19 protein-coding genes and 2 pseudogenes are annotated in these 24024 nt (G+C 69.4%); 10 read left to right on the forward strand and 11 right to left on the reverse strand.

Translation table 11 applies throughout. The features are described from left to right. Window positions 1-83: 83 nt before the first annotated feature. Window positions 84-1700, forward strand: coding sequence for a phospholipase D family protein (locus tag ABZ532_RS22225; RefSeq protein ID WP_361286249.1), 1617 nt, complete (start codon window positions 84-86; stop codon window positions 1698-1700). A 140-nt stretch (window positions 1701-1840) separates the two neighbouring features. Here ABZ532_RS22225 and ABZ532_RS22230 read toward each other — a convergent pair whose 3' ends face one another. Further along, window positions 1841-2518 carry a restriction endonuclease gene (locus ABZ532_RS22230; RefSeq protein ID WP_361286252.1) on the reverse strand — a complete coding sequence of 226 codons (678 nt, stop codon included), beginning with the start codon at window positions 2516-2518 and terminating at the stop codon, window positions 1841-1843. Between the two features lie 355 nt (window positions 2519-2873). Further along, window positions 2874-3050: pseudogene (locus ABZ532_RS22235) on the reverse strand (ATP-binding protein); the annotation flags it as partial. 217 nt (window positions 3051-3267) lie between these two features. Here ABZ532_RS22235 and ABZ532_RS22240 point away from each other — a divergent pair. The 6 genes from ABZ532_RS22240 to ABZ532_RS22265 all read left to right on the forward strand — a co-directional run bounded on the left by ABZ532_RS22240 (window position 3268) and on the right by ABZ532_RS22265 (window position 13918). Then, entirely contained in the window at window positions 3268-5325 is a 2058-nt protein-coding gene (locus ABZ532_RS22240) for a DUF4139 domain-containing protein (protein WP_361286255.1), read from the forward strand. Between the two features lie 8 nt (window positions 5326-5333). After that, window positions 5334-6905: a DUF4139 domain-containing protein gene (locus ABZ532_RS22245; protein WP_361286258.1), complete on the forward strand. Its 1572-nt coding sequence runs from the start codon at window positions 5334-5336 to the stop codon at window positions 6903-6905. 1008 nt (window positions 6906-7913) lie between these two features. Beyond that, window positions 7914-10079 (forward strand): catalase/peroxidase HPI, encoded by a 2166-nt coding sequence (gene katG, locus ABZ532_RS22250; protein WP_361286389.1) that lies wholly within the window; start codon window positions 7914-7916, stop codon window positions 10077-10079. A gap of 796 nt (window positions 10080-10875) precedes the next feature. Continuing rightward, on the forward strand, window positions 10876-11823 hold the full coding sequence (locus tag ABZ532_RS22255) for a zinc-binding alcohol dehydrogenase family protein (protein WP_361286261.1): 948 nt from the start codon (window positions 10876-10878) through the stop codon (window positions 11821-11823). Between the two features lie 159 nt (window positions 11824-11982). Then, window positions 11983-13155 (forward strand): glutathione-independent formaldehyde dehydrogenase, encoded by a 1173-nt coding sequence (locus ABZ532_RS22260; RefSeq protein WP_361286264.1) that lies wholly within the window; start codon window positions 11983-11985, stop codon window positions 13153-13155. Between the two features lie 322 nt (window positions 13156-13477). Further along, window positions 13478-13918 (forward strand): ATP-binding protein, encoded by a 441-nt coding sequence (locus tag ABZ532_RS22265; RefSeq protein WP_361286267.1) that lies wholly within the window; start codon window positions 13478-13480, stop codon window positions 13916-13918. Window positions 13919-14110: 192 nt separating this feature from the next. On the opposite strand, the gene ABZ532_RS22270 is transcribed toward ABZ532_RS22265, so the two are convergent. Both ABZ532_RS22270 and ABZ532_RS22275 read right to left on the reverse strand, forming a co-directional pair. Continuing rightward, complete coding sequence (locus ABZ532_RS22270) at window positions 14111-14482, reverse strand: PRC-barrel domain-containing protein (protein WP_361286270.1); 372 nt, start codon at window positions 14480-14482, stop codon at window positions 14111-14113. A gap of 184 nt (window positions 14483-14666) precedes the next feature. Then, a complete protein-coding gene (locus tag ABZ532_RS22275) occupies window positions 14667-14828 on the reverse strand; it encodes a hydrophobic protein (protein ID WP_361286273.1) in 162 nt (53 codons plus the stop codon). Window positions 14829-15100: 272 nt separating this feature from the next. Here ABZ532_RS22275 and ABZ532_RS22280 point away from each other — a divergent pair, with 272 nt between their 5' ends. Continuing rightward, entirely contained in the window at window positions 15101-15739 is a 639-nt protein-coding gene (locus ABZ532_RS22280) for a CAP domain-containing protein (protein ID WP_361286276.1), read from the forward strand. 280 nt (window positions 15740-16019) lie between these two features. On the opposite strand, the gene ABZ532_RS22285 is transcribed toward ABZ532_RS22280, so the two are convergent. The 3 genes from ABZ532_RS22285 to ABZ532_RS22295 all read right to left on the reverse strand — a co-directional run bounded on the left by ABZ532_RS22285 (window position 16020) and on the right by ABZ532_RS22295 (window position 19611). Further along, window positions 16020-16745, reverse strand: coding sequence for a uridine kinase (locus ABZ532_RS22285; RefSeq protein ID WP_361286278.1), 726 nt, complete (start codon window positions 16743-16745; stop codon window positions 16020-16022). A gap of 247 nt (window positions 16746-16992) precedes the next feature. Then, window positions 16993-17550, reverse strand: coding sequence for a DUF3592 domain-containing protein (locus ABZ532_RS22290; RefSeq protein ID WP_361286280.1), 558 nt, complete (start codon window positions 17548-17550; stop codon window positions 16993-16995). 177 nt (window positions 17551-17727) lie between these two features. After that, window positions 17728-19611, reverse strand: a complete 1884-nt coding sequence (locus tag ABZ532_RS22295) for a propionyl-CoA synthetase (RefSeq protein ID WP_361286392.1) — start codon at window positions 19609-19611, stop codon at window positions 17728-17730. Between the two features lie 217 nt (window positions 19612-19828). Here ABZ532_RS22295 and ABZ532_RS22300 point away from each other — a divergent pair, with 217 nt between their 5' ends. Then, on the forward strand, window positions 19829-20167 hold the full coding sequence (locus tag ABZ532_RS22300) for a VOC family protein (protein ID WP_361286283.1): 339 nt from the start codon (window positions 19829-19831) through the stop codon (window positions 20165-20167). 150 nt (window positions 20168-20317) lie between these two features. Here the strand turns inward: ABZ532_RS22300 and ABZ532_RS22305 are convergent, their stop codons facing one another. The 3 genes and pseudogenes from ABZ532_RS22305 to ABZ532_RS22315 all read right to left on the reverse strand — a co-directional run bounded on the left by ABZ532_RS22305 (window position 20318) and on the right by ABZ532_RS22315 (window position 22116). Continuing rightward, entirely contained in the window at window positions 20318-20917 is a 600-nt protein-coding gene (locus tag ABZ532_RS22305) for a GNAT family protein (protein ID WP_361286286.1), read from the reverse strand. Between the two features lie 10 nt (window positions 20918-20927). After that, window positions 20928-21731 (reverse strand): annotated as a pseudogene (locus tag ABZ532_RS22310) (methyltransferase domain-containing protein). Window positions 21732-21750: 19 nt separating this feature from the next. After that, window positions 21751-22116, reverse strand: a complete 366-nt coding sequence (locus ABZ532_RS22315) for a hypothetical protein (protein WP_361286289.1) — start codon at window positions 22114-22116, stop codon at window positions 21751-21753. A 207-nt stretch (window positions 22117-22323) separates the two neighbouring features. Between ABZ532_RS22315 and ABZ532_RS22320 the strand changes: the two genes are divergently transcribed. Further along, the gene (locus ABZ532_RS22320; RefSeq protein WP_361286292.1) at window positions 22324-23124 is read left to right on the forward strand and encodes a DUF1206 domain-containing protein; all 801 of its coding nucleotides are present in this window, start codon (window positions 22324-22326) and stop codon (window positions 23122-23124) included. A 12-nt stretch (window positions 23125-23136) separates the two neighbouring features. Here the strand turns inward: ABZ532_RS22320 and ABZ532_RS22325 are convergent, their stop codons facing one another. After that, on the reverse strand, window positions 23137-23982 hold the full coding sequence (locus ABZ532_RS22325) for a dienelactone hydrolase family protein (protein WP_361286295.1): 846 nt from the start codon (window positions 23980-23982) through the stop codon (window positions 23137-23139). Window positions 23983-24024 lie beyond the last annotated feature (42 nt).

Genomic DNA, 24024 nt, shown 5'->3' on the forward strand with positions numbered 1-24024 from the left:
CGGGTCCGGCTTGTCAGTGGTACGAATGTGGACGCTGAAAGCACACGTGCCCGTCTGCGGTCGTAGCTCGGAGGTGCCCTTCCATGGAACCAACCGACTGGCTGCTGACGGGCGAAGAGCGGGGTAATCCCGCCACGCGGTTGGACCGCCGGCGTCAGGACGGAACGGCGTGGTCGGCCGGCAACGACGTACGCCCCCTGGTGCACGGCGCGACGTACTTCGCCGAGCTGCTCGCTGGCATCCGCGCCCTGCGCGCCGGGGATCTACTGCTGTTCACCGACTGGCGCGGTGACCCCGACGAGCGGCTCGCGGGCCCCGGCACCGAGGTCGGTGCCGTGCTGCGCGGGGCGGCCGAGCGAGGAGTCGTCGTCAAGGGCCTCGTGTGGCACTCCCACCTGGACAGCTTCCGGTTCAGCGAGGAGGAGAACCGCCACCTCGGCAAGGAGGTGCGGGCCGGGGGCGGCGAGTACCTGCTGGACATGCGCGTCCGCCCCGGTGGCTCGCACCACCAGAAATGCGTCGTCCTGCGTCACCCGGGCCGCCCCGAGCTCGACGTCGCCTACGTCGGTGGAATCGATCTGTCCCGCAACCGCAACGACGACATCGACCACCACGGTGACGAGCGCTCCGAGCCGATCGCCGAGGCGTACGGGCCACACCCGCCCTGGCACGACATCCAGCTCGCGATCCGGGGCCCGGCGGTCGGGGACATCGAGACCGTCTTCCGGGAGCGGTGGACGGATCCGGCGCCCCTCACCCGCAGCCCGCTGTCCCGGCTGCGCGAACGGCTGCACCGGGAAGACACCCAGGCGGACCCGCTTCCCGCCCAGCAACCCGACCCCACGCCCCAGGGAAGCCACGTGGTTCAGGTGCTGCGCACCTACCCCAACCGGATCCTGCGAGGCTACGACTTCGCCCCCGACGGGGAACGCAGCATCGCACGCGCCTACCTCAAGGCTCTCGGGCGCGCCCGGGCGCTGATCTATCTGGAGGACCAGTACCTGTGGTCCCCCGACGTGGTGAAGTACTTCGCACGTGCGCTGCGAGCGAATCCCCGGCTGCGCCTCATCGCCGTCATCCCCTCCGTCCCCGAGCAGGACGGAGCGCTCACACTGCCGATGAACCTGATCGGCCGCATCACCGCCCTGGAGGCCCTGAGTCAGGCGGGCGGTGATCGGGTCGCCGTGTACGGGGTGGAGAACCATGCGGGGACGCCGGTGTACGTGCACGCCAAGGTCTGCGTGATCGACGACGTGTGGGCCGCGGTCGGCTCGGACAACGTCAACCTGCGCTCCTGGACACACGATTCCGAACTCAGCTGCGCCGTCCTGGACGAGACGGAAGACGGGCGGGAACCACATGACCCCGGCGGGCTGGGCGACGGCGCGCGCCGCTACGCCAGAGACCTCCGGTTGATGCTCTCTCGCGAACACCTGGACCAGGAGGAGCCGCGGACCCCACATGCCCCCGACCCTCTGTGCGACCCCGTAGGAGCCTTCGACTCGTTCGCCGCGGCCGCGGCCGCTCTGGATTCCTGGCACGAAAGGGGCCGGGACGGCGCCCGACCACCCGGTCGCCTGCGCACCTACCGAGCGCCGGAGCTCTCGCGGCTGCGTCGGCTGCTCGCGAAGCCGCTGTACCGCGTCATCGTCGACCCGGACGGACGCCCACTGCTGCTACGGCTGCGCAAGACCTTCTGACGGAGCCGCCGCAGCAGGCGCCGCCCTGTGGGACTGCTAGGGAGCTTCGCCCGGCTGACCCGTGCTGCCCGTTCGAGGATGCCGCCGCCGTACGTCGCCTACGCGTCCCCGTCATCGGTCCCGCCCGTGCCGCATCAGTATCAGTAGGGGGAGTCCGCAGCCCACGGCGGGCGGGACGCACCCTCGGCCCAGGCCGTCAGGGCGGACTGGTCGAGGCAGAGGATGCCGCACTGCTCGGCGTACTCCTCGGCCGGGCCGGTGAATTCCCCCGTGGTCACCACGGCGGCGATCTGGGCGTCGTGCACGGCAAAACACGTGCCACCGAAGCGCTGCATGTCCTGCGAGCCGACCTTGTTGACGGGGCCGTACCGCTTGCACTGGATGACGACGCGCCGGCCGTCGGGCGCGATGCCCAGCACATCAGCGCCCAGGTCCCCCGCACCGCCCACCACCTGCACCTCGGTGCAGCCGTCGCGTTCACACAAGGTGGCGATCGCGTGCTCGAAGGTGTCGGGGTCCATACCCGCGAAGTCGTACGGCGTCTCGACCGACGGCGCCAGGTCCGGGGCGGGCTCGGCCGGGACCCGGCGCCGGGCTCTCCTGCGGCGCCCACCCCGCAGTCCCAGGAAGACGAGGAACATGCCGATCAGCCAGATACCCGCGAGCGCCCCCTCCATGCCCGCCACCTTGACTAGCGACTTGAGCATCAGCCCGCAGCCGCAGATCAGCGCGCCGGCGAGGGCGAACCAGAGGAACGTCTGTCTCAGGCTGAAGACGACTCGGCCGGTGGGCCCCGGACGTCGGACGGGTATCGTCATGTGCAGCGCTCACTTCCACGGCATTCCAAGATCGTCATGAGCCCCCTCTGCCCCGTCCGTGCGCGCTCTAACAGCTCTTTTTCCACGCCGGTCGAACCGCGGCGGCGGCAGGTCCGTGGTGCCCTCCACCGACGGAAGGGCGTGGGGACGTGCCTGGTGACGGGGGCTGATGCGTCTCTCCGGTACACCTTGGTGGGCTACGGAGATGCCTCGCGGGGCGAGGCGCCGGGTGCCGGCCCGGGTCCAGGAAACGTGGGGCGGCCTTGGCCCGCCGTAGGGGGCAGTGAGGCTGGAAAGCGCGGCCTCACTGAACGGGAGTCGTCTCACTGAACGGGAGTCGTCGGTGTGGGCGGCTTCACTGCTGCGGGAGCCGGACGGTGAAGGCGGAGCCGTGTCCTGGTGTACTGACGACGGAGACGGTCCCGCCGTGTGCCTCGGTCAGTTTGCGCGTGAAGGCCAGGCCGAGGCCACTGCCTCCGGTCTGGCGGTTGCGAGACTCGTCCGCCCGCCAGAACCGGTCGAAGACATGGGGCCACCTGTTCCAGGAGAACGGGTGGCGAGACAAAGGGTCGCAGCTGCTGCCGGCGTGGCCGAGGCGTTCCTCGCCAAATGACCGGCTCACCCGACCGGTTCAACAAGTCGGTCCGCCCCGGGCATCGGGCAGGGATTCCCCGCTGGTCCGTTACCCGGGGCGGGCGCGCAGGCCTCTCGCGTAGGCTTCGCTACCTGGGACTGGGGGGGGCGGAGTGATGGCGGCTGAGGCGGCGCAGAGGTGGGAGTCGACTCTCGATTCGGTGGTGGTGTACGCGCAGGGCGCGGTCTGCCGCCGACTGGCCGGGGGCCGGGTGCCGCAGGACGGCCGGGTGCGGGTGACGGGACTGCCACGCTCGCTCGACACGGGTTCCCTGCGGGTCCGGGTTCTGGGCGCTTCCGCCGTGCGGGTCGTCGAAGCCCGGGTGGAGGTGGAGGCCGGACCGGCCAATTCCGAGGACTCCGGCGGGTTGCGGCGCGAGGTAGAACGGTTGCGCGCCGCGTGCTCGGCGGCGGAGGCGCGCCGGGACCGGCAACTGGGTCTGGTCGAAGAGGTCGCGGGTCTGCGTCCGGTTCCTCCGACCCGCAGGCGCGACGATCCGCACCGCGGCACGCCCACCGACTCGTGGCTCGCGCTCGCCGACTTCGTCGACGAGCGTTTGACCGGCAGCCACGCCCGGCTCGTCGAGCTGGAGGAGGAACTGCGCAGACTGGAGCACGACCTGCGAGTCGCCGCCGACAGGCTGGAACGGGCCTCCACCGACATGGTGTCAGCGCAGGTGGCGACCACGGTGTGCGCGGCCTTGACGCTCGGCGGTGACGCAGTGGCCGAGGATACGGCGGCCCCGGAGATCGAAGTCGAAGTGGAGGTGGAGTACAGGGTTCCCGGCGCCGTGTGGGTGCCCGCCTACCGGCTCACCCACCGTCAGGGCGATGACAGCGGCTCTCTGGTGCTGCGTGCCTCGGTCGCCCAGCGCACCGGCGAGGACTGGACCGGTGTACGCGTCGGTCTGTCCACCGCCGACCTGCGGCGCCGCACCGATCTGCCGAAGCTCCGCTCGATCCGGATCGGGCGCCGTCAGCCCGCACCGGGGCCTTCCGGTTGGCGCGAGCCCCCTGCGGGGCTCGCCGACCTGTTCGCCGGTTACGACGCGGCAGGCCCGCGCCCCGTCACCGCCGGCCGAGCCGGCTCAGCGCCCCTGGCCGTCGCGATCGGCTCCCAGCCCGCTGCCGTACCGCCTCCGCCGCCCGCCCCTCAGGGCTACGGCGCGCCGCCTGCGGGGCTTCCCGTCGGCGGGCCGCCGGGCTCCATGCCCCGGCCCGCATCGCGTCCCGGTGGTCGGCCACTGCCGCGCAGCGCGCCGTTCGCGGCGGCACCTCCCATGGCGCCCGCTGCTCCCGGAGGTCCGGTGCCGCCTCCGCCACCGGAACCGGTGACCGGCCCGCCACGGCCGAGTGGCACCGAACTCGACTATGCCGCACTCGTCCTGAGCGGGCCCGACGAGCAGCGCAGTCGCCGCGGCCGGCTGTTCCCCGCCGCCGCCGAGGATCTGGTGGCCGCCGAGTACCGCCGCCGGGCAGAGGAAGTCGCCACGCTGCCGCTGCCCGGTTGCGCCGTGCGGCCACGCGAGTCGGCCGGCTCCTTCGATCATCGTTTCGACGCCACCGCACGTGCCGACATCCCCTCTGACGGCACCTGGCACACCGTCACCCTCGTCGAGATCCCAGTCGGCCTGAGCACCGAGTACGTCTGCGTGCCGTCCGTGGAAACGACGGTGTACGCGACACTGGTGCTCTCCAACGCCACTGACCGGGCTCTGCTGGCAGGCCCGGTGGAGGTGACCGTCGACGACGAGTTCGTGCTGACCGCCGCGCTGCCCACGCTCGCCCCTGGCGGGGTCCGCCGAGTGGGTCTCGGGCCGGCCGAGTCCGTCCGGGTCACGCGCCGCACGGAGCTGCACGAGTCGACCTCCGGGCTGCGCGGCAGCACCACCGTGCTCGACCACCGCGTCCATGTGCAGCTGGCGAACCGGCTCGGGAGGCCGGTCACCGTGGAGGTCCGCGAGCGCGTTCCCGTCACCTCGGAACCCGACGTCCGGATCGAGGAACGGGCCGACTGGAGTGCCCCCAACGGCGGTGAAGGGCCCGAGCACACTCCGGGCACCCGACTCTGGCGGGTTGATCTGCCCGCAGGCGGCACCGCCGCCCTCGACGGCGGCTATGTGATCCGCATCCCGGCCGGCAAAGCCCTGGCCGGCGGCAACCGGAGGAGCTGACGCACGCCATGACCACGATCCCGGCCCCGACCCCCCTCCCCGTCACCGCCGTCACCTGCCTGGAGGACCGGGCCCACATCGAGCGCGACGCAGTGCTCGAGCTGGAGGCCGGCATCCACCGGCTGCGCCTTGGACCGGTCAGCGCCCTCGCCGTCGACCGCACGCTGCACGCCGAGCTGACGGCCGATCATCCGGGCCATCCGGCGAAAGTGCTGGACGTGCGGATCGTCCGTACCTGGACGCCGCGGGCTCCGCTGCCGCCCAGCGACGAGGACTCAGCCCTGCACCACCACGTGCACCGCCTCGAAGAGGAGCGGCGTGCCCTCGGACAGCGGCGGGACCGTCTCGGGGCACGCCTCGACGTGCTCGGCCGGCTCGCGACCGACCTGCTGCGGGAGATCGGCGAAGGGGCGGGGTTCGGCGAGGCGGATCCGGAGCGCTGGGCCCGCGAGCTGGACCGGGTGGACAACGAACGAGAGACCTGCGGCGAGGAACTCCGCACTGTCGACAGCCGGCTGACGGCTGTGGCGGATGAGCTCGCGGATGCCCAGCGGGGGCTGGACCTCTCCGAGGAGCGGCCCGCCGAGCTCGTCGGGCACATCGAGCTGACCGTGCAGGCCACGGCAGCCGGTCCCGCCCGGCTGCGGCTGAGTCACCTCACCGCGTGTGCGCTGTGGCGGCCCGCCTACCGGGCCGTGTTCGACGGGAGCACGCTCACGCTGGAGACCGATGCGATGGTGTGGCAGCGCACCGGCGAGGACTGGTCGGACGTACAGCTGACGTTTTCGACGGCCAGGTCGGCGCTGGCGACCGATCCCCCGCGGCTGGGCGAGGACCTCCTGACACTCAGGGATCGCACTGCCGCGGAGCGCCGCACGATCGACGTCGAGCTGCGCGAGGAGCACATCGGGGACCTCGGCCCATCCCCCGTGCTCGGCCTGCCGGGTGTGGACGACGGCGGCGAGGTGCGGGTGCTGAAGTCTCCGGAGCCGGTCTCCGTGCCAGGCGACGGCCGAGCACACCGGGTGCCGGTCTCCGCATTCGCCACGTCCGCGCGCAGTGAGTACGCCTGCTCACCCGAGCTGTCCCCACTGGTCACACAGGTGGTGCGGTTCGACAACCGATCCGGCCACGCACTGCTCGCCGGGCCCGTGGATCTGATCCGTGACAGCGGGTTCACCGGCCGCGGAACCCTGGACTTCACCGCCGCCGGCGCCGCTGCCGAGCTGGCCTTCGGCAGCGTGGACGACCACCGTGTGGTCAGGGTGGCCGAGGAGTCCCGCGACACGTCCGGAATCACGCAGCGGACCGTGGTCACCCGCACCGTCCGGCTGCACGTGTCCCGGTTCTCCGCACCCGGGGAGCACGGTGAGCAGGTGGTCGTCCTCCGGGAGCGGATCCCGGTCTCCGAAGTCTCGGCGGCGCAGGTGCGCCTGAGCAAGGAAGCCTGCTCCCCACCGCCCGACACGGTGGACGCCGAAGGCATCGTCAGCTGGGAGGTCATGCTGCCACCCGGCAGCCGACGCACGGTCACCCTTGTGTATGAGCTGTCGGCGAGCGGGAAGGTCACCGGACTCTGATATCGGGACGGGGCGGCGGCCCGGTCGGGCGCCGCTGCCCCCTCCACGGGAACGACTGCGCCACCGGGGAGAAGAACGGCCGAGAGTCCGCTCTCCCACGAACTCCCGTGATCCCGAGACCGTGACCGTGACCGTGACCGCACGTCATACGAAAGATGGCCACCGATCGGCGGCCATCTCGGACCAGCCCGGCCATTCAGGAGGCGGACCCTCAACCTCGTGCCCCTCGACTTCCGCTGCGTCCGGCTCCTCGAACAGCGCGCTCCACCGCAAGAGGTCCGCCTCGCTCATCGGGAAGGTCTGATCCGGAGCGAGCGACTGGCGGTTGACGGTCCTGACTCGCTGGGTCTCGAGATCCACCGGCGCATACACAAGGCGGCAGTACGCCCCCACCGACTCCACCAGCCAGCGGGTCGCGGACCTCTCGTCACGAGACCAGCACCCGAGATCCGGATCACGTTGGTTCCGAACCTCAACGCCTCCAGGGCAAGCGACAGGAGCCGTCCTTCCAGGACGTCACGCTTCCCGTCGGCCTCCGGCTCACCGAACAGCGTAGCCGCTCATATGGTTCACCTGCTCAGGGTTGACCGGACAGCGGAATTCGACGGTAAATGCGCGGGACTTCCACCGGGAATACGGGACGGGTGGCCTGCCGGACCTGACCCGGACGATGAGGGCTGGACAATGGCCCTCCAGTTTTTCACACGATCCGGCGAGGGACGCGCTGCCGTTGCGCGAATTCGCCATGCTCCGAACAAATCTCCGGCTTGTGAATTCCAGTCGCCAGGGATGCTCCGCGTGTTCTCGTAGCGGTGCAGTCCGCGGTGCGCGACCATACGGACGCCGCGGACCGCATATTCACCCGCGTTCGGCACAGGCGGGCCACGGGCTCGGGTCGCGGCCCTCGGCCCGGAAACCGAAGCACCTCACGAGCAGGAAACCAGCGCAGGAGACACCGAGACAGGAAGGCGGGCGGACGTGTCCGGCAGCGAATCCGAGAATCCAGTCATCCCTCCCCCGACACCCACGGGGACGCACCCGAAGACGATCCAGGACTGGTGGCCGAACCAGCTGGATCTCCAGGTGCTCCACCAGCACACCCCCCAGTCGAATCCCATGGATGCGGATTTCCATTACGCAGAGGAGTTCGCGACCCTCGACCTCGACGCACTCAAGCAGGACGTGTTCGAGGTGATGACGACGTCGCAGGACTGGTGGCCTGCCGACTACGGCCACTACGGGCCGCTCTTCATCCGGATGAGCTGGCACGCCGCGGGGACGTACCGAATCGCCGACGGCCGGGGCGGCGGCGGCTCCGGCGCTCAACGCTTCGCACCCCTCAACAGCTGGCCGGACAACGCGAGCCTCGACAAGTCACGCCGCTTGCTCTGGCCCGTCAAACAGAAGTACGGCAGGAAGATCTCCTGGGCCGACCTCTTGGTCTTCGCCGGTAACTGCGCCATGGAATCCATGGGGTTCAAGACGTTCGGGTTCGGTTTCGGGCGGGAGGACATCTGGGAGCCCGAGGAAATCTTCTGGGGCCCCGAGGACACATGGCTCGGAGATGAGCGCTACAGCGGCGACAGACAGCTCTCCGGTCCTCTCGGCGCCGTGCAGATGGGACTGATCTACGTCAATCCGGAGGGGCCCAACGGCAACCCGGATCCGATGGCAGCCGCCAGAGACATTCGCGAGACATTCGCGCGTATGGCGATGAACGACGAGGAGACGGTTGCGCTCATCGTCGGCGGCCACACGTTCGGCAAGTGCCACGGTGCGGTCGATCCCGAGTACATCGGACCGGAACCCGAGGCCAGCCCCATCGAGCAGCAGGCCATCGGCTGGCGGAACAGCTACGGCAGCGGCAAGGGCGTGGACGCGCTCACCAGCGGACTCGAGGGCGCGTGGACCACCGAGCCGACGAAGTGGGACCACGGCTACCTGGACAATCTGTTCACGTACGACTGGGAGTTGACGACCAGCCCGGCCGGCGCGCACCAGTGGACGCCCACGGACGCCTCCGCCCAGGGGACTGTGCCAGATGCGCATGATCCGTCGAAGAGGCACGCCCCCATGATGCTGACGACGGACCTGGCGCTGAAGCTGGACCCGGTCTACGGGCCGATCGCGAAGAGCTTCCACGAGAACCCGGACAAGCTCGCGGTAGCGTTCGCCAAGGCCTGGTACAAGCTCCTGCACCGCGACATGGGGCCCCTCTCGCGCTACCTGGGCCCATGGGTGCCCGAGCCGCAGCTGTGGCAGGACCCCGTCCCCGCGGTCGACCACGAGCTCGTCACCGACGAGGACACCGCGGTCCTCAAGGACAGGATCCTCGCTTCGGGACTGTCCCTGTCCCAGCTGGCCACCACCGCCTGGGCCTCGGCTGCGAGCTTCCGCGGCACCGACAAGCGCGGAGGGGCCAACGGGGCACGGATCCGTCTCGCGCCCCAGAAGGACTGGGAGGTGAACAACCAGCCCGAGGTGGCTGAGGTACTCCGGGCCCTCGAGCAGATCCAGCAGGACTTCAACCGCTCACAGGCCGGTGGAACGAGGGTTTCCCTGGCCGACCTGATCGTCCTGGGCGGCTGCACGGCCGTCGAACAGGCGGCGAGGAACGCCGGGGTCGACATCACAGTCCCGTTCGCACCGGGACGCACGGACGCTTCGCAGGAACAGACCGACGTGGAGTCGTTCGCCGTACTCGAGCCCAGGGCTGACGGGTTCCGCAACTACATCCGGGCCGAGGAGAAGCTGTCGCCGGAGACCCTCCTCCTGGACCGGGCCAACCTGCTGACCCTCACCGCCCCTGAGATGACGGTTCTGGTCGGCGGTATGCGGGTCCTGAACACCGGCTTCGGGCGGTCGCCACACGGCGCCTTCACCCACCGGCCGGAGGCGTTGACCAACGACTTCTTCGTCAACCTGCTCGACATGGGGACGGAGTGGAAGGCGACGACCTCGGACGCTAACGTGTTCGAGGGCCGGGACCGCGCCACGGGCGATGTCAAGTGGACCGCCACCGCCGCCGACCTCGTCTTCGGTTCGCATTCCCAGCTGCGGGCCATCTCGGAGGTCTACGCAGCCGGGGACGCGGGAGAGAAGTTCGTCCGTGACTTCGTCGCGGCGTGGAACAAGGTGATGAACCTCGATCGGTTCGAACTGCGTCGAGCCTGAGCTCCCGGTCGGCCGCTCGTCGGCCGACCGGGCCCCGGCACCCGGCACCGGGCATCCGGGGAACCGACCAGGACGAGGGTGCGTTCGCCACCACGGCCCCGTACCCGGCGTGCCTGCGGTCCCGGATACGGGGCCGCAGGCACGCCCGTCTGAAACGCCGTACCGCGGGCGTGACGCGCGCACTGGGCAACGCCCGCGGCGCATGGCCGACCCGTGATTTCACGCTGACCGTCTACGCGGGCGGAGACAAGCCGGGACAGGCGGACAGCCCGGACGCAAGGGCGTCTTCGACTGCACCAACATGAACCCGCTCGGGCTGCGCGACTTCATGAACGACCGCACCGCACTCGACCGCTACCAGGCGCGCGTCTCTACGTCGGCGACGTGAAGGGTCCCAACCCCGCCGAGCCCGGAAGCGTCCTCGGCCTCAGACCCATCAGCCAATAGGGCGAAGACGGCTGACGGCCGGCGAGGCGCGACGGCTCCCTGCGCGGGCGCCGGACGTGAGACGACGGGCCGGGGCACAGCGGCGCCGACCGCGAGTACTCGCCGGCACGTGCTGTCCCCACCTCCGGCCGGGTCCGCCTGACGGGCCGTCGCCCGCGCCGGTCCCGTGTCGGGGTGCGGCGGGGATGTCACCCGTCGGGCCCAACACAGCGGGACTCCGTCGCCAACGCGCGACACCTTCACCGCCGCTGGGGGAAAGCCTTGTTACGTTGCTCCGAAATGACAGCGGCACCAGGGCGGCTCCGCCGGGAGTGCGCCTGGCAACACGAGATGTATCGGAGCGTCGGCCATGCTGGTATCCCGTTTGTACGACTGGGGTACCAGCGTGGTACTCGAACAGGCAGACCCGCCCGCTCACCCACCCGGCGACGACGTCGTGATCGAGCTCGAGGCCGCCGCGGTCACTCGCCTCGACCTCGGTCTCATGTCCGGCACCTTCGCCTCGAAGCCGGAGCTTCCGTTCACACCCGGCACCGCCGGAGTCGGTACCGTCACCGCGGGCGAACGGGACCTGGTGGGGCGGCGAGTGCTGGTACGCGGCGCGGGCGTCGGCCTTGAACGGCCTGGCACCTGGGCCGAGCGGATCACCGTGCCGAAGCACGCGGTACGGGTGGTCCCACAGAGCACGGACGCGGCTCTGGCGGCCACCTGCTATTCGCCGATGGTCACCGGCTGGGCGGCCGCGGAACCCGTGGGACGGATCAAGGCGGACGAGAGGGTGCTGGTCACCGGACCGGCCGGGGCGGTGGGATCCATGTGCGTGCAGATGGCAGCCCGCGCCGGTGGACGTGTCATCGCTCTGGTACGTGATGAGAAAGAGGCCGCAGCGGTTCCCGCGACGGCCGCGGAAGTCCTCGTCGGCCGGAGCTCCGAGAACATGGAACGCCTGGGCGCGCGAGGCGGGGTCGATGCCGTCCTGGACACCGTCGGTGGCGACACCGTCCCCACCCTGCTGCCCGTCATCAACCCCGGGGGCCGCGTTGTCATGATCGGATACGTCGCGGGCAGGACACCCACGATCGATCTGCCGACGCTCCTCACCGCGGACGTCCGTCTGCTCCCCGTGAACATGGTCAGCCGCCAGGTTCCCGACACCGTCTTCCGGAACCTGCTCACAGAACTCAGCAATGGCACTCTCAGGCTGAACACCACAAGCTTCGCCTTCACCGATCTGAACGACGCTCTCGGAGCCCTCACAGGCGGTGGCACAGCCGGCACCATCGCCGTGACGATGTGACGCAGGGCAGTGCGCGACCGCGCGACGCGGCGGTGCGGTGCCGGTCCGAACGGGCAGGCGCGCGCCGAGCCGTGGCGGCTCTTGCCAGCCGTTCGGCGGAATCCGGGGGTACGGCGAGTGCGGTCTGGTGCAGTGCCGTGGAAACCGAAAAGGAGCGTAATGAAGGCCGTGGTCTTCGAGGGAACGCGCAAGGTGTCCGTGCAGGACGTGCCGGACCCACGGATCGAGCAGAGCACGGACGTGATCGTGCGGGTGACATCAAGTGCCATCTGCGGCACCGATCTGCACATGTACGACGGCCGCACGGGCGCCGAATCCGGACTCGTACTCGGGCACGAGCCACTGGGTGTGGTCGAACAGACCGGGTCGGCCGTCCAGGCGGTGTCCGTGGGCGACCGCGTGGTGATTCCCACTCATCTGTACTGCGGCACCTGCCTCAACTGCTCCCGCGGCCTCAGCGCCGCGTGCAGCCGGGTCCGCCCGGGTGGCTTCGGTGCCGCATACGGGTACGCTGGCATGGGGCCGTATCGCGGAGCCCAGGCCGAACTGCTCCGGGTCCCCTTCGCCGACGCGAACTGTGTGCCCCTCCCCGGTGAACCCGGCGACGCGAACGAGAACGCTTTCGTCATGCTCGCCGACGCCTTCGTCACGGGATGGCATGCGACCGAGCTCGCCGGGGTGCGCCCCGGCGCCAGCGTGGCCGTCTTCGGTGCCGGCACGATCGGGCTGCTTGCCGCCCACTCCGCCTCCCTGCGGGGCGCGGGGGAGGTGTTCGTCGTGGACCGGGTACCGGAGCGGCTGACGGTCGCGCGTTCGTACGGGGCGGTTCCCATCGATTTCCGTGACGGGGATCCGGTGGACCAGATCCGCGCCCACCGGCGTGCCGGTCAGTTGCCGCCCGGGGAAGGCGGCATGGACGGTGTGGACTGCGGGATCGACGCGGTCGGTTTCCAGGCAGCGGACCGGTCCGATCCCTCGCGCGAGAACCCCCGCCAGGTCATCGAGGACCTCGCGGCACTGGTGAATCCGACGGGTCGGATCGGCATCGCCGGTGTGTACGCCGCGAAGGACCACGCTCCGGCAGCGGCCGGCCACGAGGACGGCTCCCTCCGCGTCCCGTGGGCAACACTCTTCGACAAAGGCATCCACGTCGGATTCGGCCGGACGCACGACCGCCGATACACCGCCCTGCTGCGCGACCTGATCATCGCCGGAAGGGCGGAGCCCCAGCGGGTAGTGAGTCACCACGCGAAGCTCGATGAGGCGGCCGACTTCTACCAGGACTTCGACCAGAGGGCGAACGGTATCATCAAAGTCGTGCTGAGGCCGTGATACGGCCTTCCCGGGCTCGCCCACAAGCGCCGCGGTGACGGTGTCCTCCCAGATGCAGGAGGAGAGTCTCCGGGGGTGGGCCCGGGCTCCTGTTCCCCATACCCGGCCGGCCCGCCTCCCAGCTCCGCGCCCAGCTAAGCGAGTGCCGCCACTTCCCTCACAGTGCCGAGCTGCCCCGCCTTCGGCATTCGTCTGCAAGCCTGGGCCCATGCCCGCTCGGGCACACTCGACAGTTGCGGTGTCTCCACACCCCGGTGACATGCATGGCAGCGTGGCGGGTACACACCAAAAGCGGGTAGCTGAGAGCCGAAGGACGATGCTGATGGAGCCGCAGGCTGACAGCGAGGGCTGTCCGACGCTCCGACGGGCCGGCTACGCCTTCGGCGGGGGCAACGGATGCATTGCCGAGGCCCGTGACCACGTGGGCGACTTCCTCACCCGGGCACGAGCCGAGCAGGGCCTGGACGTGCCCCCTCGCACTACGGAACTGGCCCAACTCGTCGTGAGCGAACTGGTCACCAACGCCTGCAAGTACGCACCCGGGCCAGTGCTCATGGAGCTGGTAATCACAGCGACCGAGATCGAAATCGTCGTATGGGACAGCGACCCGAACGTCCCAGCGGCGCGAGCCCTCGACCCCGACCGCATCGGCCAGCACGGCCTCGAGATCGTCAAGGCCATCACCCACATGCTCGACATCCAGCGACAGGCCGTGGGCAAGCGCGTCGCCACCCGCATCCCCCTCCGAAAAACCACGCCCTGACACACCCAACGCCACGACCAGGCCCGAGGGCGGCCGACGACCCCTTGGTCACCGGCCGCCCTTGAGGCCCACTGCTTTCGTGGCTGAGCCAGCCGGCGGAAGATGCGTTCGACATTCCTTCATGGGTGCGGTTCCGCCTCGTTGACGTTGACGCCCCGGCGTACTCGCTCCTCGAGGGCGGGTCCCGTCGACTCAGACGATGCGGCCGCCACCGAAGGGCCCGCCCATGCCGTAGTAGATGCCCAACTGCTCGCGGTAGCCTTCGTCACCAAGGTGCTTATCGCTGTGGAACTCCGGAGCGTCCTTGATCTGGTCCTTGCTCCTGTCGACGTAGATCTTCCGCTCATCCACGTCGATACGGCTCACGGTGCCTGCCGGAAGCAGCACTTCGTTACCGAAGATCCACGGCCCGGTGTCCACCACCAGGTACGCATCGGCGACCTCATCGGAGTGCTTGTCGACCTTCCCGATGCTGCCGTCGACCGCCTCGACCTTGTAGCCCGTGAGGTCGGCACCCGCCAAGTGGCCCGCCGTTGACTGGTAGCTCCACACATTCTCAGTCACGCTGAATTCCTTTCTGGAACGTCGAAGGTGACGACCTTGCGCCGGGCTCAGGCATTTGAACGTCGCGGGTGGCGACACCCCACGCTTGACGTTCCGCCTTCTTCGCTCCATTAAGAGGCACATACAATTCCATTCCCGTGCTCACGCCGCTTCGCACGGAAACACTGACGCGCAGATGCTCCTGCTACCAGCGGTACCAGCGGCCACTGCCGCCCTTGGGTCGAGCGACGAATCCGACCAGCCACAGCACCAGCACGGCGATCGCGATCCACCACAGGATCTTCACTGCGAATCCCGCTCCGAAAAGGATCAAGATCAGGAGCAGGACGAGAAGCAACGGAACCATGATTACCACCTCCGAAATTCCTTGTGCCCCCAACCCCCACGTTCACGCCTGCGGCTACTGAACTCGGTTGGGTGTCGAGGCGTGCGACTGAAAGCCACCGGGATGAAGGCAAGTCGTCCTCCGCTCGGGGCCTGATCGACCGGACACACCGAACGTTCGCCGATGCAGGTGATCATGGCGTGTCTGCGGCCTTCAGATGGCCCGGAGCATGCCACGGTGGCGGCAACAGCGACGTGAGGCTCGCTCGCCTGCGTGCATCGGAGGAGATCATCGTGAAGACCTTGGCCGCAACGGTGTCCGTCACTCTGTCCGCCGCCGTCGTGTGGGGAGCCACCACCGTCCCCGCATACACGGCCGACAGCCCGCCCTCAATGGGCAGGGAAGCCTTGCGGCAGTCGTACTATCCGAACGTCGACTGGATTGCCTGCGAGATCAACAAAGAGCGCCTTGCCAAAGGCCTTCCCGCCCTGCGCGTATCCGACCGGGCCAGCGAGGCAGGACGTTCACACGCCAAGGACATGGCGACCATGGGGAGGCTCACCTCAAAGAGCAGCGACGGCCGCGACCTGCGGTCCCGGATGTCCCAGGCCGGCCTGTACTCCAACCTCATCTCCGAGTTCATGGCCTTCGGATACACCCACGACGGCTACTTCGCGGACAAGGCGACCGACCCGGACCCCAAGAACGCGGTGTACAAAGTCCTCATGAACCGCGGCATGGTGGCCGTCGGCATCGGATACGACCGTGGCTACTGGGACGTCAACCTGCTTGGTGCACACCGCAAACTGGTGACCAGGGCCCCCGCCGGTTGCACCCTCAAGGCCCACGCGACGAGGGCACTGTCGATGCGATCCGTCCCCGATGCACCCGCGGTCTGGGGTGGCCCGGTATTCGCACGAGGCACTCGGTAACGTTCCGACGCGGGACCTCCTCCGCGGGCGGCGGGCGTCAGGCGCGCGCACCGGTCCGTTTCGGTGATCGGGGGTTGTGACTTGTGACCGGGCCGCTGGCGTCCATCGCCCGTCCGCCTTCGAAGCCCGGTGCGCTCAGGTCAACGGCTACAGCGCCGACATCCCTGGGCTGGGGCCCGCCGGCGCCCTGGTGACCTTTGATCGGATGGTGGGCCGGAGTTGAGGAGCGCTGCCCACCCGTCTTCCGCCTGAAGACACGGGCGCTCGCCCCATGCCGAGGTCACGGCGTCACGAGCTGCGGGCGCGTGAACTCCGCGTTGTCGATGACGAGGTCCATCATCGGCAACGGGTCGGCTTCCCGCAGATAGATGTGCTCGGCGACCAGGTACCTGTTGCGGTGGATCGACTCCGCATCGGATCCGGCCCAGTCCTGATCACGTTCAGCACCCCGCCGGACGGACAGCTCCGGATCCACCTGCAACCAGATCCGGAAGTCCCAGTACGTGTTGATCTCGGGCCGGAAAGCGAAGACGCCATCCACGATCAGCACCGCGTCCGCCCCGAGTGGCGTCACTTCCGATGAATGATCCCGTTGGGTCAGCGGGTCGATGCTGCACAGCACACAGGACGTGGCTTCCGGAGACCGGCAGGGATCCAGCAGCAGGCTCTTGACCGCCTCGTAGTCATACGCGTTGCGGTAGTACCCCTCGCCGGACTCCCGGTCGTACAGGTGCCGGTCCTTCCACGGCTTCTTGAAGTCGTCGAGGGTCGCCCGGAGCACCGGCCGCCCGGCAGCACTGATCCACTCGGCCAGTTCATGCCCGAAGCTCGTCTTCCCTGCGGCGGTGAAACCATCGATCCCCACGAGCAGGCGGCCGTGATCGAGCGCAAGGATGCGCTCGGCCGTCCGCTCGACCAGCGTGCTGCGCTCGGCGGAAGCCGCCGGAGGGCAGGGCTGCCGCCACGACGAAGCCGAGTGATACACGTCCGCCTGTGGTGATCTCATGCAGCGAACCTACCGGCCGGTCCAGCGGCCGGGAAGATCACCCATCAGCCAACTCCGGCCATGCGAGCGGGTCTGAAGAAGCTCTGCTGCTCAGCGGTGGGTAACGTCAGGTTGGACGGGAGAGTGATGCCGCTGTGTTCGGTGAACACAGCGGTGCTTGCTTCGGGCCGCAGTTGTCGCACTTCACCCCGAGGGTCCGGGTGCCGCGAGGGCCGCAACTACCGGACGGCCGCCCGCGTGCGCGTGGCTAGCGCATGCCCAGACCGATGCCGGTCACTACGGAGTAGAGTCCCAGACATATGAAGACCACCATCATCGTGCCTTTGAGGCGTGCGTTGGGATCCAGCCCGGGCCTCGACCCGGCATGGATGACCTGCTCGGGCCGCTCCGGCAAGTAGCGCACCGGCACCCTGTCCCCCACCGCGCACAGCACCACAGACGCCATCTCGGCCCGCACATCGCGCCCGTCGGACGTCTGGAACCCCAGGATGAGACGCCGCTCGCTGCTCCCGTACCCGTCCACAGTGCGGTGCACCATGTACGTCTCCAGACACACGGCTTCTGCCAACAGGCCTTCTCTCAAGATCCGTCTGTTCTCCCCACCCTTGCGCACCATGGAGACCAGCGCCCTGACCCCCCCCAGCGGCGAAGAGGACCCGATCACCACCAGGACCATCCCGTATCCTCCGCCCAGGGCCCCACTCGCAGCAAACACTCCGCATCCCTCACTCACAACCGGACCACGCCCCCTGACCAGGGGCGACGACGCCCGTGAAGATACGCTGCGCGGGCCAGACCGTTTCATCTTTTTCCCTCGCCGCCGGAGGCCGGACGCAATGTCAAGGACACCCTCCCGCCGCACAGGAAACGCTAGTGAGGTCGGCGTGACCGAGGCAGCCTGGCGGACACACCAGCCCCGGGCGCTGGGCGACTTGCGCGAAGGCCATGGGTCACCGGGCGGCGTGCCCCCTGACTCCCCGACTCACCCGTTCTCGCGTCGCAGCACCGATTGCAGGGCATCCAGGACGGAGGCGTCCTCGATCGTCGACGGGACCGGCTCTTCGAGGCCCTCCGCGATGCATCGCATGGACTTCCGGAGGATTTTCCCGGAGCGGGTCTTGGGCAGTGCGGCGACGATGTCGACCTCCTTGAAGGAGGCGACCGGGCCGATCTCGGACCTGACCGCCGCGATGAGTTCGGTGCGCAGTTGCGCCGGGTCGACGTCGGCTCCGGCTTTGAGTACGACGAGGCCGCGGGGCACCTGGCCCTTGAGGCGGTCCGCCACTCCGATCACGGCGCACTCGGCCACGGCCGGGTGGGCGGCGAGGACGGCTTCCATGGAGCCGGTGGACAGGCGGTGCCCGGCGACGTTGATGACGTCGTCCATGCGCCCCATGACGAAGAGATAGCCGTCCTCGTCGATGTATCCGCCGTCCCCGCTGAGGTAGTAGCCGTCGAAGCGTGAGAGGTAGGAGTCGGCATAGCGCTGGTCGTCACCCCAGAGGGTGAGCAGCGTCCCGGGCGGCAGCGGCAGCCTGAGGCAGATGGCGCCCTCGCTGCCGTGCGGCAGCTCCGCGCCCGACTCGTCGAGGATCCGGACGTCGTAGCCGGGAACCGGAACCGTCGGGGAGCCCGGCTTGATCGGCATCGGGTCCAGTCCGCGGAGGTTGGCGGCCACCGGCCAGCCGGTCTCGGTCTGCCACCAGTGGTCGACGACCGGGACGCCGAGTGTGTCGGTGGCCCACTGGTACGTCTCGGGGTCAAGGCGCTCGCCCGCCAGGAAGAGCGTACGGAAGCCGCTCAGGTCGTGGCCGGCGAGGAGCTCCGCCCGGGGGTCCACCTTCTTCACCGCGCGCAGTGCGGTGGGGGCGGTGAACAGGGCCTTCACCCCGTGCTCGGCGATGACCCGCCAGAACGCCGCGGCGTCCGGTGTGCCCACGGGCTTGCCCTCGTACAGCACCGTGGTGGCGCCGACCAGCAGGGGTGCGTAGACGATGTAGGAGTGGCCGACGACCCATCCGACGTCCGAGGCCGTCCACCACACGTCGCCGGGGCCGATGTCGTAGATCGCGGACATCGACCAGGCCAGGGAGACCGCGTGGCCTCCGTTGTCACGTACGACTCCCTTGGGCCGGCCGGTCGTTCCCGAGGTGTAGAGGATGTAGAGCGGATCGCTGGCGGCGACCGGCACGCAGTCGGCCGGTTCGGCGTCGGCGACAAGTGCGTCCCAGTCCAGGTCGCCCCCGCCGAGATTCGCGCGTGCCTGTTCGCGCTGGAGGACCACGACGGACTCGGGCCGGTGGGTGGAGAGCCGGAGCGCCTCGTCGACGATCGGCTTGTACTCCACGACGCGGCCGGGCTCGATCCCGCAGGACGCCGAGAGGACCACCTTGGGGCGGGCGTCGTCGATGCGGGCAGCCAGTTCCCTGGGGGCGAATCCCCCGAAGACGACGGAGTGGACGGCGCCGAGGCGGGCGCACGCGAGCATCGCGATGACGGCCTGGGGCACCATCGGGAGGTAGACCACCACGCGGTCGCCGGCACCGACTCCCAGGCCGCGCAGCGCTCCGGCGAACCGGGCCACCTCGTCGCGGAGTTCGGCGTACGTGAACGAGGACCGCTCTCCGCTGTATGCCGAGTCGTGGATCAGGGCGGTACGGTCACCGTGGCCCGCGGCGATATGCCGGTCGAGGGCGTTGTGGCAGGTGTTGAGGACTCCGTCGGCGAACCAGCGGTAGAAGGGCGGCTGTGAGTCGTCCAGCGCCCGCGTGGGCCGCCGCTCCCAGTCGATCGCCTCCGCGGCCTGCAGCCAGAACGTCTCGGGGTCGCCGAGACTGCCGCGGTATGCGTCCTCGTAGCGTGGCACGTCGTGCTCCTGATCATCGGGCCTGCCGGTCAGCCGGCCCGCGTCGACGGTCCACCACCGTGACGCGTACCGCTTGATCCTCTTCTCAGCCTCACCCACGGGTCCGCCACCCCGCAGGTTCCCTGGACGCCGCCCTCGTCGGCTGAACGGGAATCCGGAAGCACGTCCTGCCGGGCGAGATCCCAGCGTTGTCCAACCGCGTTCTAGTGTGTACCACATGACTCTTGATCCGAAGATGATCACCATCGACTGCGCCGAACCCCGCACCCTGGCCGCGTGGTGGGCCAAGGCCCTGGACACGGAGATCGCCCAGGACTTCGGCGGCGAGTTCGTCATCGTCGCGGCGACACCGCTGTCGCTCGGTTTCCAGCGGGTCACCGAACCCCGGCAGGTGAAGAACCGGGTCCACGTCGACTTCCACACGCAGGACCGGCACGCCGAGGTGGACCGGCTGGTGGCGCTGGGCGCCTCCGCCGTCGACGAGCAGTCGATCGGCCCCCTGACCTGGACCGTCCTGCAGGACCCCGAGGGGAACGAGTTCTGCGTGGCAGGCTGAGGGGTCCCGTGGCCACCCGGCAGCAGTTGCTCTGCAAACGGCTGTCCGAACTGGTTCTTCGCCGTACGAGCCCCCGCACGCCGTGGCCGGCGCGGCGCGCCACGTGAAACAGGCGGGCGAAGGCCGGGGCGTGCGGGCCGGGTGGCCGGCTCACCGCTCTTCGTTCACCAGCCCGTACATCAGCATGTCCCTGCGTTCGTCCCCCACCTGCTGCCATCCCCGCAGCAGCCCTTCACGTCGGAATCCCACGCGCTCGGCAGTGCGTACGGAGGCCGTGTTCCACGGCTCCACGCACAGTTCGAGGCGGGGAATCCGCAGATCACGCGAGGCCCAGCCAGCCACTGCGGCGACGGCGGCCACGGCGGCGCCTCGACCGCGCGCCGACTTGACGACCCAGTAGCCCAGAGACGCGCGGCCCTGTTCCAGGTCCTTCAGCCACAACCCCACCTGGCCGACCGGCCGGTCGTCGGAGGTCGCGATGACGAACGTGTACCCGGCCCTCGTGGCCGCCCGGGACCACTGCCGTTCGACGAAGGCGACGCCTGCCTCGTCGGAATAGGGCGATGGCACCGTCGTGATCAGCGGGATGTATGCGTCGACCGATGCCTCACGGACCAGTTGAAGGTCCGAGAGGCGCCACGGCCGAAGCGTGAATCCATCACCAGCGGCGAGTACGGGGACGTCCAGGGCCTGGTTCATCGGCCCATCCTGCCCGGTTTCCAGGCCGGTCGGCAGCCGGGTTTCGAGCATCGCGGCACGCTCATGGGCGGCGCCCCCATGCGGAGATCATCGGAGCGGTGGCCAGATCGAGGCGTCCGGCTGCGACGTTCGCCAGGTGACGGTCGGTCTCCTCGTCGGTGGCGAGCCCTTCCGCCACCAGAAAGTGGCGGATCTGCCGTACCGCGGCGGACTCGAGGACCGCACATGCCGGCGAGGTGACGGGGAAGTACGCGTCGGCCCGGACGTCCTCCATACCTGCTCCGCGCAGCAGCCCGGGCAGGGTCCGCCCATATGCCAGGTCGGCGCCGCGGGCCGCCATCAGCGTGCGGAAGCCGGAGCGCAGACGGTTGGCGAGTGCCTGCTCGGGCCCGGTCTCGTCCGGGCACTGCAGTGGCTGCAGTGCCGGGTCGGCGTCTTCGAGGAGCAGCCAGCCGCCGGGCCGCAGGGCCTGGACCATCCCCCGTAGTGCCTCGGCACGGTCGGAGAGGTGCACGAGAACCAGCCTGGCGTGGACGAGGTCGAAGCTCCCGGGAGGGGGTGGTTCGGCTGTCACATCGTGGCGCAGCACCTCGATCGCGTCACCGGTGATGTCGTGGATCCAGGAGACGTCGATGTCGGTGGCGATCACCTTCCCCTCGGGGCCGACTCATTCGGCAAGCCCGAGAAGAACGCAGGGGCCGCCGGCACCGACCTCCCAGCACAGCGTGCCGGATGTGACACCCAGTCGGTCGACGTGCCGGAAGGTCACCGGATCGAACAGTTCGCTGAGCGCACCGAAGCGGATACGCGCCTCGGACTGCCGGTTGTCCAGCAGGTAGCCGTGTTCCGTGCCGTGCTCAGCCATACGGCGATTCTGGCATCTCTCAGAAGACTCGTTTGATCGTCCAGGTGTTGGGCTCATGGCTGGGCACGGCCGCGTACTGGCAGGCACCGCTGTAGTAGGTGCGCACCGGCTCCCAGCCCGCCGGGGGCCATGTCGACGCGCAGGCGTTCACGGTGGAGCCGACGGGCATGCCGGAGACCTGCTGGATCTTCTTGATGTTGGGGTTGAACGTGGTGCCGCAGGACCAGCTGTTCCACCACTGCACATCGACCCAGCCGGCCGGTGTCAGCGAGCTTCCGCACATGGTCGTGGTGTCGCCCGGGGCGGCGGTGGCCGGTGCTGCGGTGAGCGCAGCACATGCGGCTGCGGTCATCATGGCCAATGACGCCGTGCGGAGACGGATCACAGTGGTTCCTCCTGGTTCATCAACGAGCACACGTGAACTCCACAATCCTTACGGTTCCTGCATATGCGGCAGTAGTCGGTTATCGGACGCAGCTGATCGTGACCGAAAGACCGCCTCGGGGATCACTCGCCGACTATGTTCGCCGAGGCGTTTCGGGGGCAACCGGGATGCATGAATGCACGCGCATTGACTCTTCGGGGCCGGTCCATGGCCCACCAGGCGGCTCGCAGTTCGGTTGTGGAGACCGGGGCACGCTGGGGCCTGGCAGCACGCGGTGTCATCTACCTTCTCATCGGTGTCCTCGCGCTCCAGGTGGCCGTCGGCTCGGGCTCCAGCGAGGAGGCCGACCGTTCCGGTGCGCTGGAAGCGCTGGCGGACAAGCCGTTCGGCGCCGCCGTGCTGTGGGCGCTCGGGATCGGGCTCGTCGGCATGGTGCTCTGGCGGTTGTCGGAGGCGTTGTTCGGCGCCGCCGGTCCGGATGGGCGGAAGGCGCGCAAGCGGGCCTTGTCGGCGGTGCGTTGCGTCTTCTACGCGAGCGTCGCGTATTCGGTACTCGCCTTCACCGTGGGCGAGAAGGGTGCCGGCTCCGGCGACCGGCAGTCGCGGGACCTGACAGCGCGCACGCTCGAGCTGCCGGGTGGGCAGTGGATAGTGGGAATCGGAGGAGCGGGCATCGCGTGCGCCGGCATCTGGATCGGGGTGCGCGCGGCCTTGCGCAAGTACCACAAGCACCTGAAGACAGGTGAGATGGGCCGCCGGACGCGGCGGGCCGTCGACTTCTGCGGTGTCGTGGGAGGCGTCGCCCGTGGGCTGGTGTTCATGGTGGCAGGCGGCTTCGCGGTGCGGGCTGCGGTCATGTACGACCCCAGTGAGGCCAAGGGGCTCGACGACACACTGCGTGCGTTCGCGACCACGGCCGCCGGCCCGTGGCTGATGGCCGTCACTGCCGTGGGCCTTGCGCTCTTCGGTGTGTTCTCGTTCTGCATGGCCCGGTGGCGCAGGGTCTGACCACTGTCGCGGTCACGCATTCGCAGTGGGCTCGTTGTCCTGCTGGAGCAGTCGGGTACGCAGCAGGTCGAGCACCTGGTCCAGTGCCGTGCGGGTCGGCTGGCCCGCTTCGTCGACGAGGTGCTCGGTCAGGACGGAGTGCGGGGGCATGACCGCTTCGGGGTTCGCCGACGTGTCGTCAAGCTCGACCGCGGTGAAGGCGTCGCCGAGTTCCCGGCGCAGGAACGCGAACCGGTCGCCCGGCACGAGGCGGTCCCCGCGGAACCGCAGCCCCAGCACCTGAAGCCCGTCACGCTCACATCGCCCACGGACGGTGGCGAGGTCCGCGGCGGAGATGTCGATGCCGGCGGCTCTGTTGCGTGTCAGGGCGACCGGCAGGGAGGGCTGGGACAGGACCGGGGCGAGCAGGCGGTCGTCCACGGCCATGGCCAGGGCGAAGCCGCCGGTGAGACACATCCCGACGGCCCCCACTCCGGGCCCGCCGCAGCGCTCGTGTTCATGCGCCGCCAGTGCACGCAGCCAGTCCACCACGCGTGAGCTCCTACCGGTGGCCAGCAGGGTGAACTCACGGCTCACGCACACCTTCCACAGTGTCGCGGCGGTGTAGAGCCCGGACCTGACCCACCCGTGAGCGCTGGGGTGGGGGTCACGTCCGGGGTGACCGAACAGCACGGGGAGCACGGCGGTGCAGCCGAGTGCCGACACCCGTTCGGCGAACTCCACGACTTTGGGCGTGATCCCGGGTACCTCCGCCAGCACGATCACGGCGGGTCCGGTGCCGCGCCGCAGGATCTGGCGGGTGACGCCCTCGTGGGTGAAGGTGGAGGGGGCGAAGCCGTTCAGGTCATGGTCTGCCATGGGGACACCATCGCCCATGCCGGGCCGCCGCGGGCCCCTTGC

This window comes from Streptomyces sp. NPDC019396 (assembly GCF_040632375.1).
GTDB lineage: Bacteria > Actinomycetota > Actinomycetes > Streptomycetales > Streptomycetaceae > Streptomyces.

Coding starts and splice junctions, on each gene's coding strand:
- ABZ532_RS22255 (WP_361286261.1), top strand. CDS start 10,876: ATGCTGGTATCCCGTTTGTACGACTGGGGTACCAGCGTGGTACTCGAA.
- ABZ532_RS22290 (WP_361286280.1), bottom strand. CDS start 17,550: ATGAAACGGTCTGGCCCGCGCAGCGTATCTTCACGGGCGTCGTCGCCC.
- ABZ532_RS22230 (WP_361286252.1), bottom strand. CDS start 2,518: ATGACGATACCCGTCCGACGTCCGGGGCCCACCGGCCGAGTCGTCTTC.
- ABZ532_RS22325 (WP_361286295.1), bottom strand. CDS start 23,982: ATGGCAGACCATGACCTGAACGGCTTCGCCCCCTCCACCTTCACCCAC.
- ABZ532_RS22265 (WP_361286267.1), top strand. CDS start 13,478: ATGGAGCCGCAGGCTGACAGCGAGGGCTGTCCGACGCTCCGACGGGCC.
- ABZ532_RS22305 (WP_361286286.1), bottom strand. CDS start 20,917: ATGCTCGAAACCCGGCTGCCGACCGGCCTGGAAACCGGGCAGGATGGG.
- ABZ532_RS22240 (WP_361286255.1), top strand. CDS start 3,268: ATGGCGGCTGAGGCGGCGCAGAGGTGGGAGTCGACTCTCGATTCGGTG.
- ABZ532_RS22285 (WP_361286278.1), bottom strand. CDS start 16,745: ATGAGATCACCACAGGCGGACGTGTATCACTCGGCTTCGTCGTGGCGG.
- ABZ532_RS22275 (WP_361286273.1), bottom strand. CDS start 14,828: ATGGTTCCGTTGCTTCTCGTCCTGCTCCTGATCTTGATCCTTTTCGGA.
- ABZ532_RS22320 (WP_361286292.1), top strand. CDS start 22,324: ATGGCCCACCAGGCGGCTCGCAGTTCGGTTGTGGAGACCGGGGCACGC.
- ABZ532_RS22260 (WP_361286264.1), top strand. CDS start 11,983: ATGAAGGCCGTGGTCTTCGAGGGAACGCGCAAGGTGTCCGTGCAGGAC.
- ABZ532_RS22225 (WP_361286249.1), top strand. CDS start 84: ATGGAACCAACCGACTGGCTGCTGACGGGCGAAGAGCGGGGTAATCCC.
- ABZ532_RS22245 (WP_361286258.1), top strand. CDS start 5,334: ATGACCACGATCCCGGCCCCGACCCCCCTCCCCGTCACCGCCGTCACC.
- ABZ532_RS22300 (WP_361286283.1), top strand. CDS start 19,829: ATGACTCTTGATCCGAAGATGATCACCATCGACTGCGCCGAACCCCGC.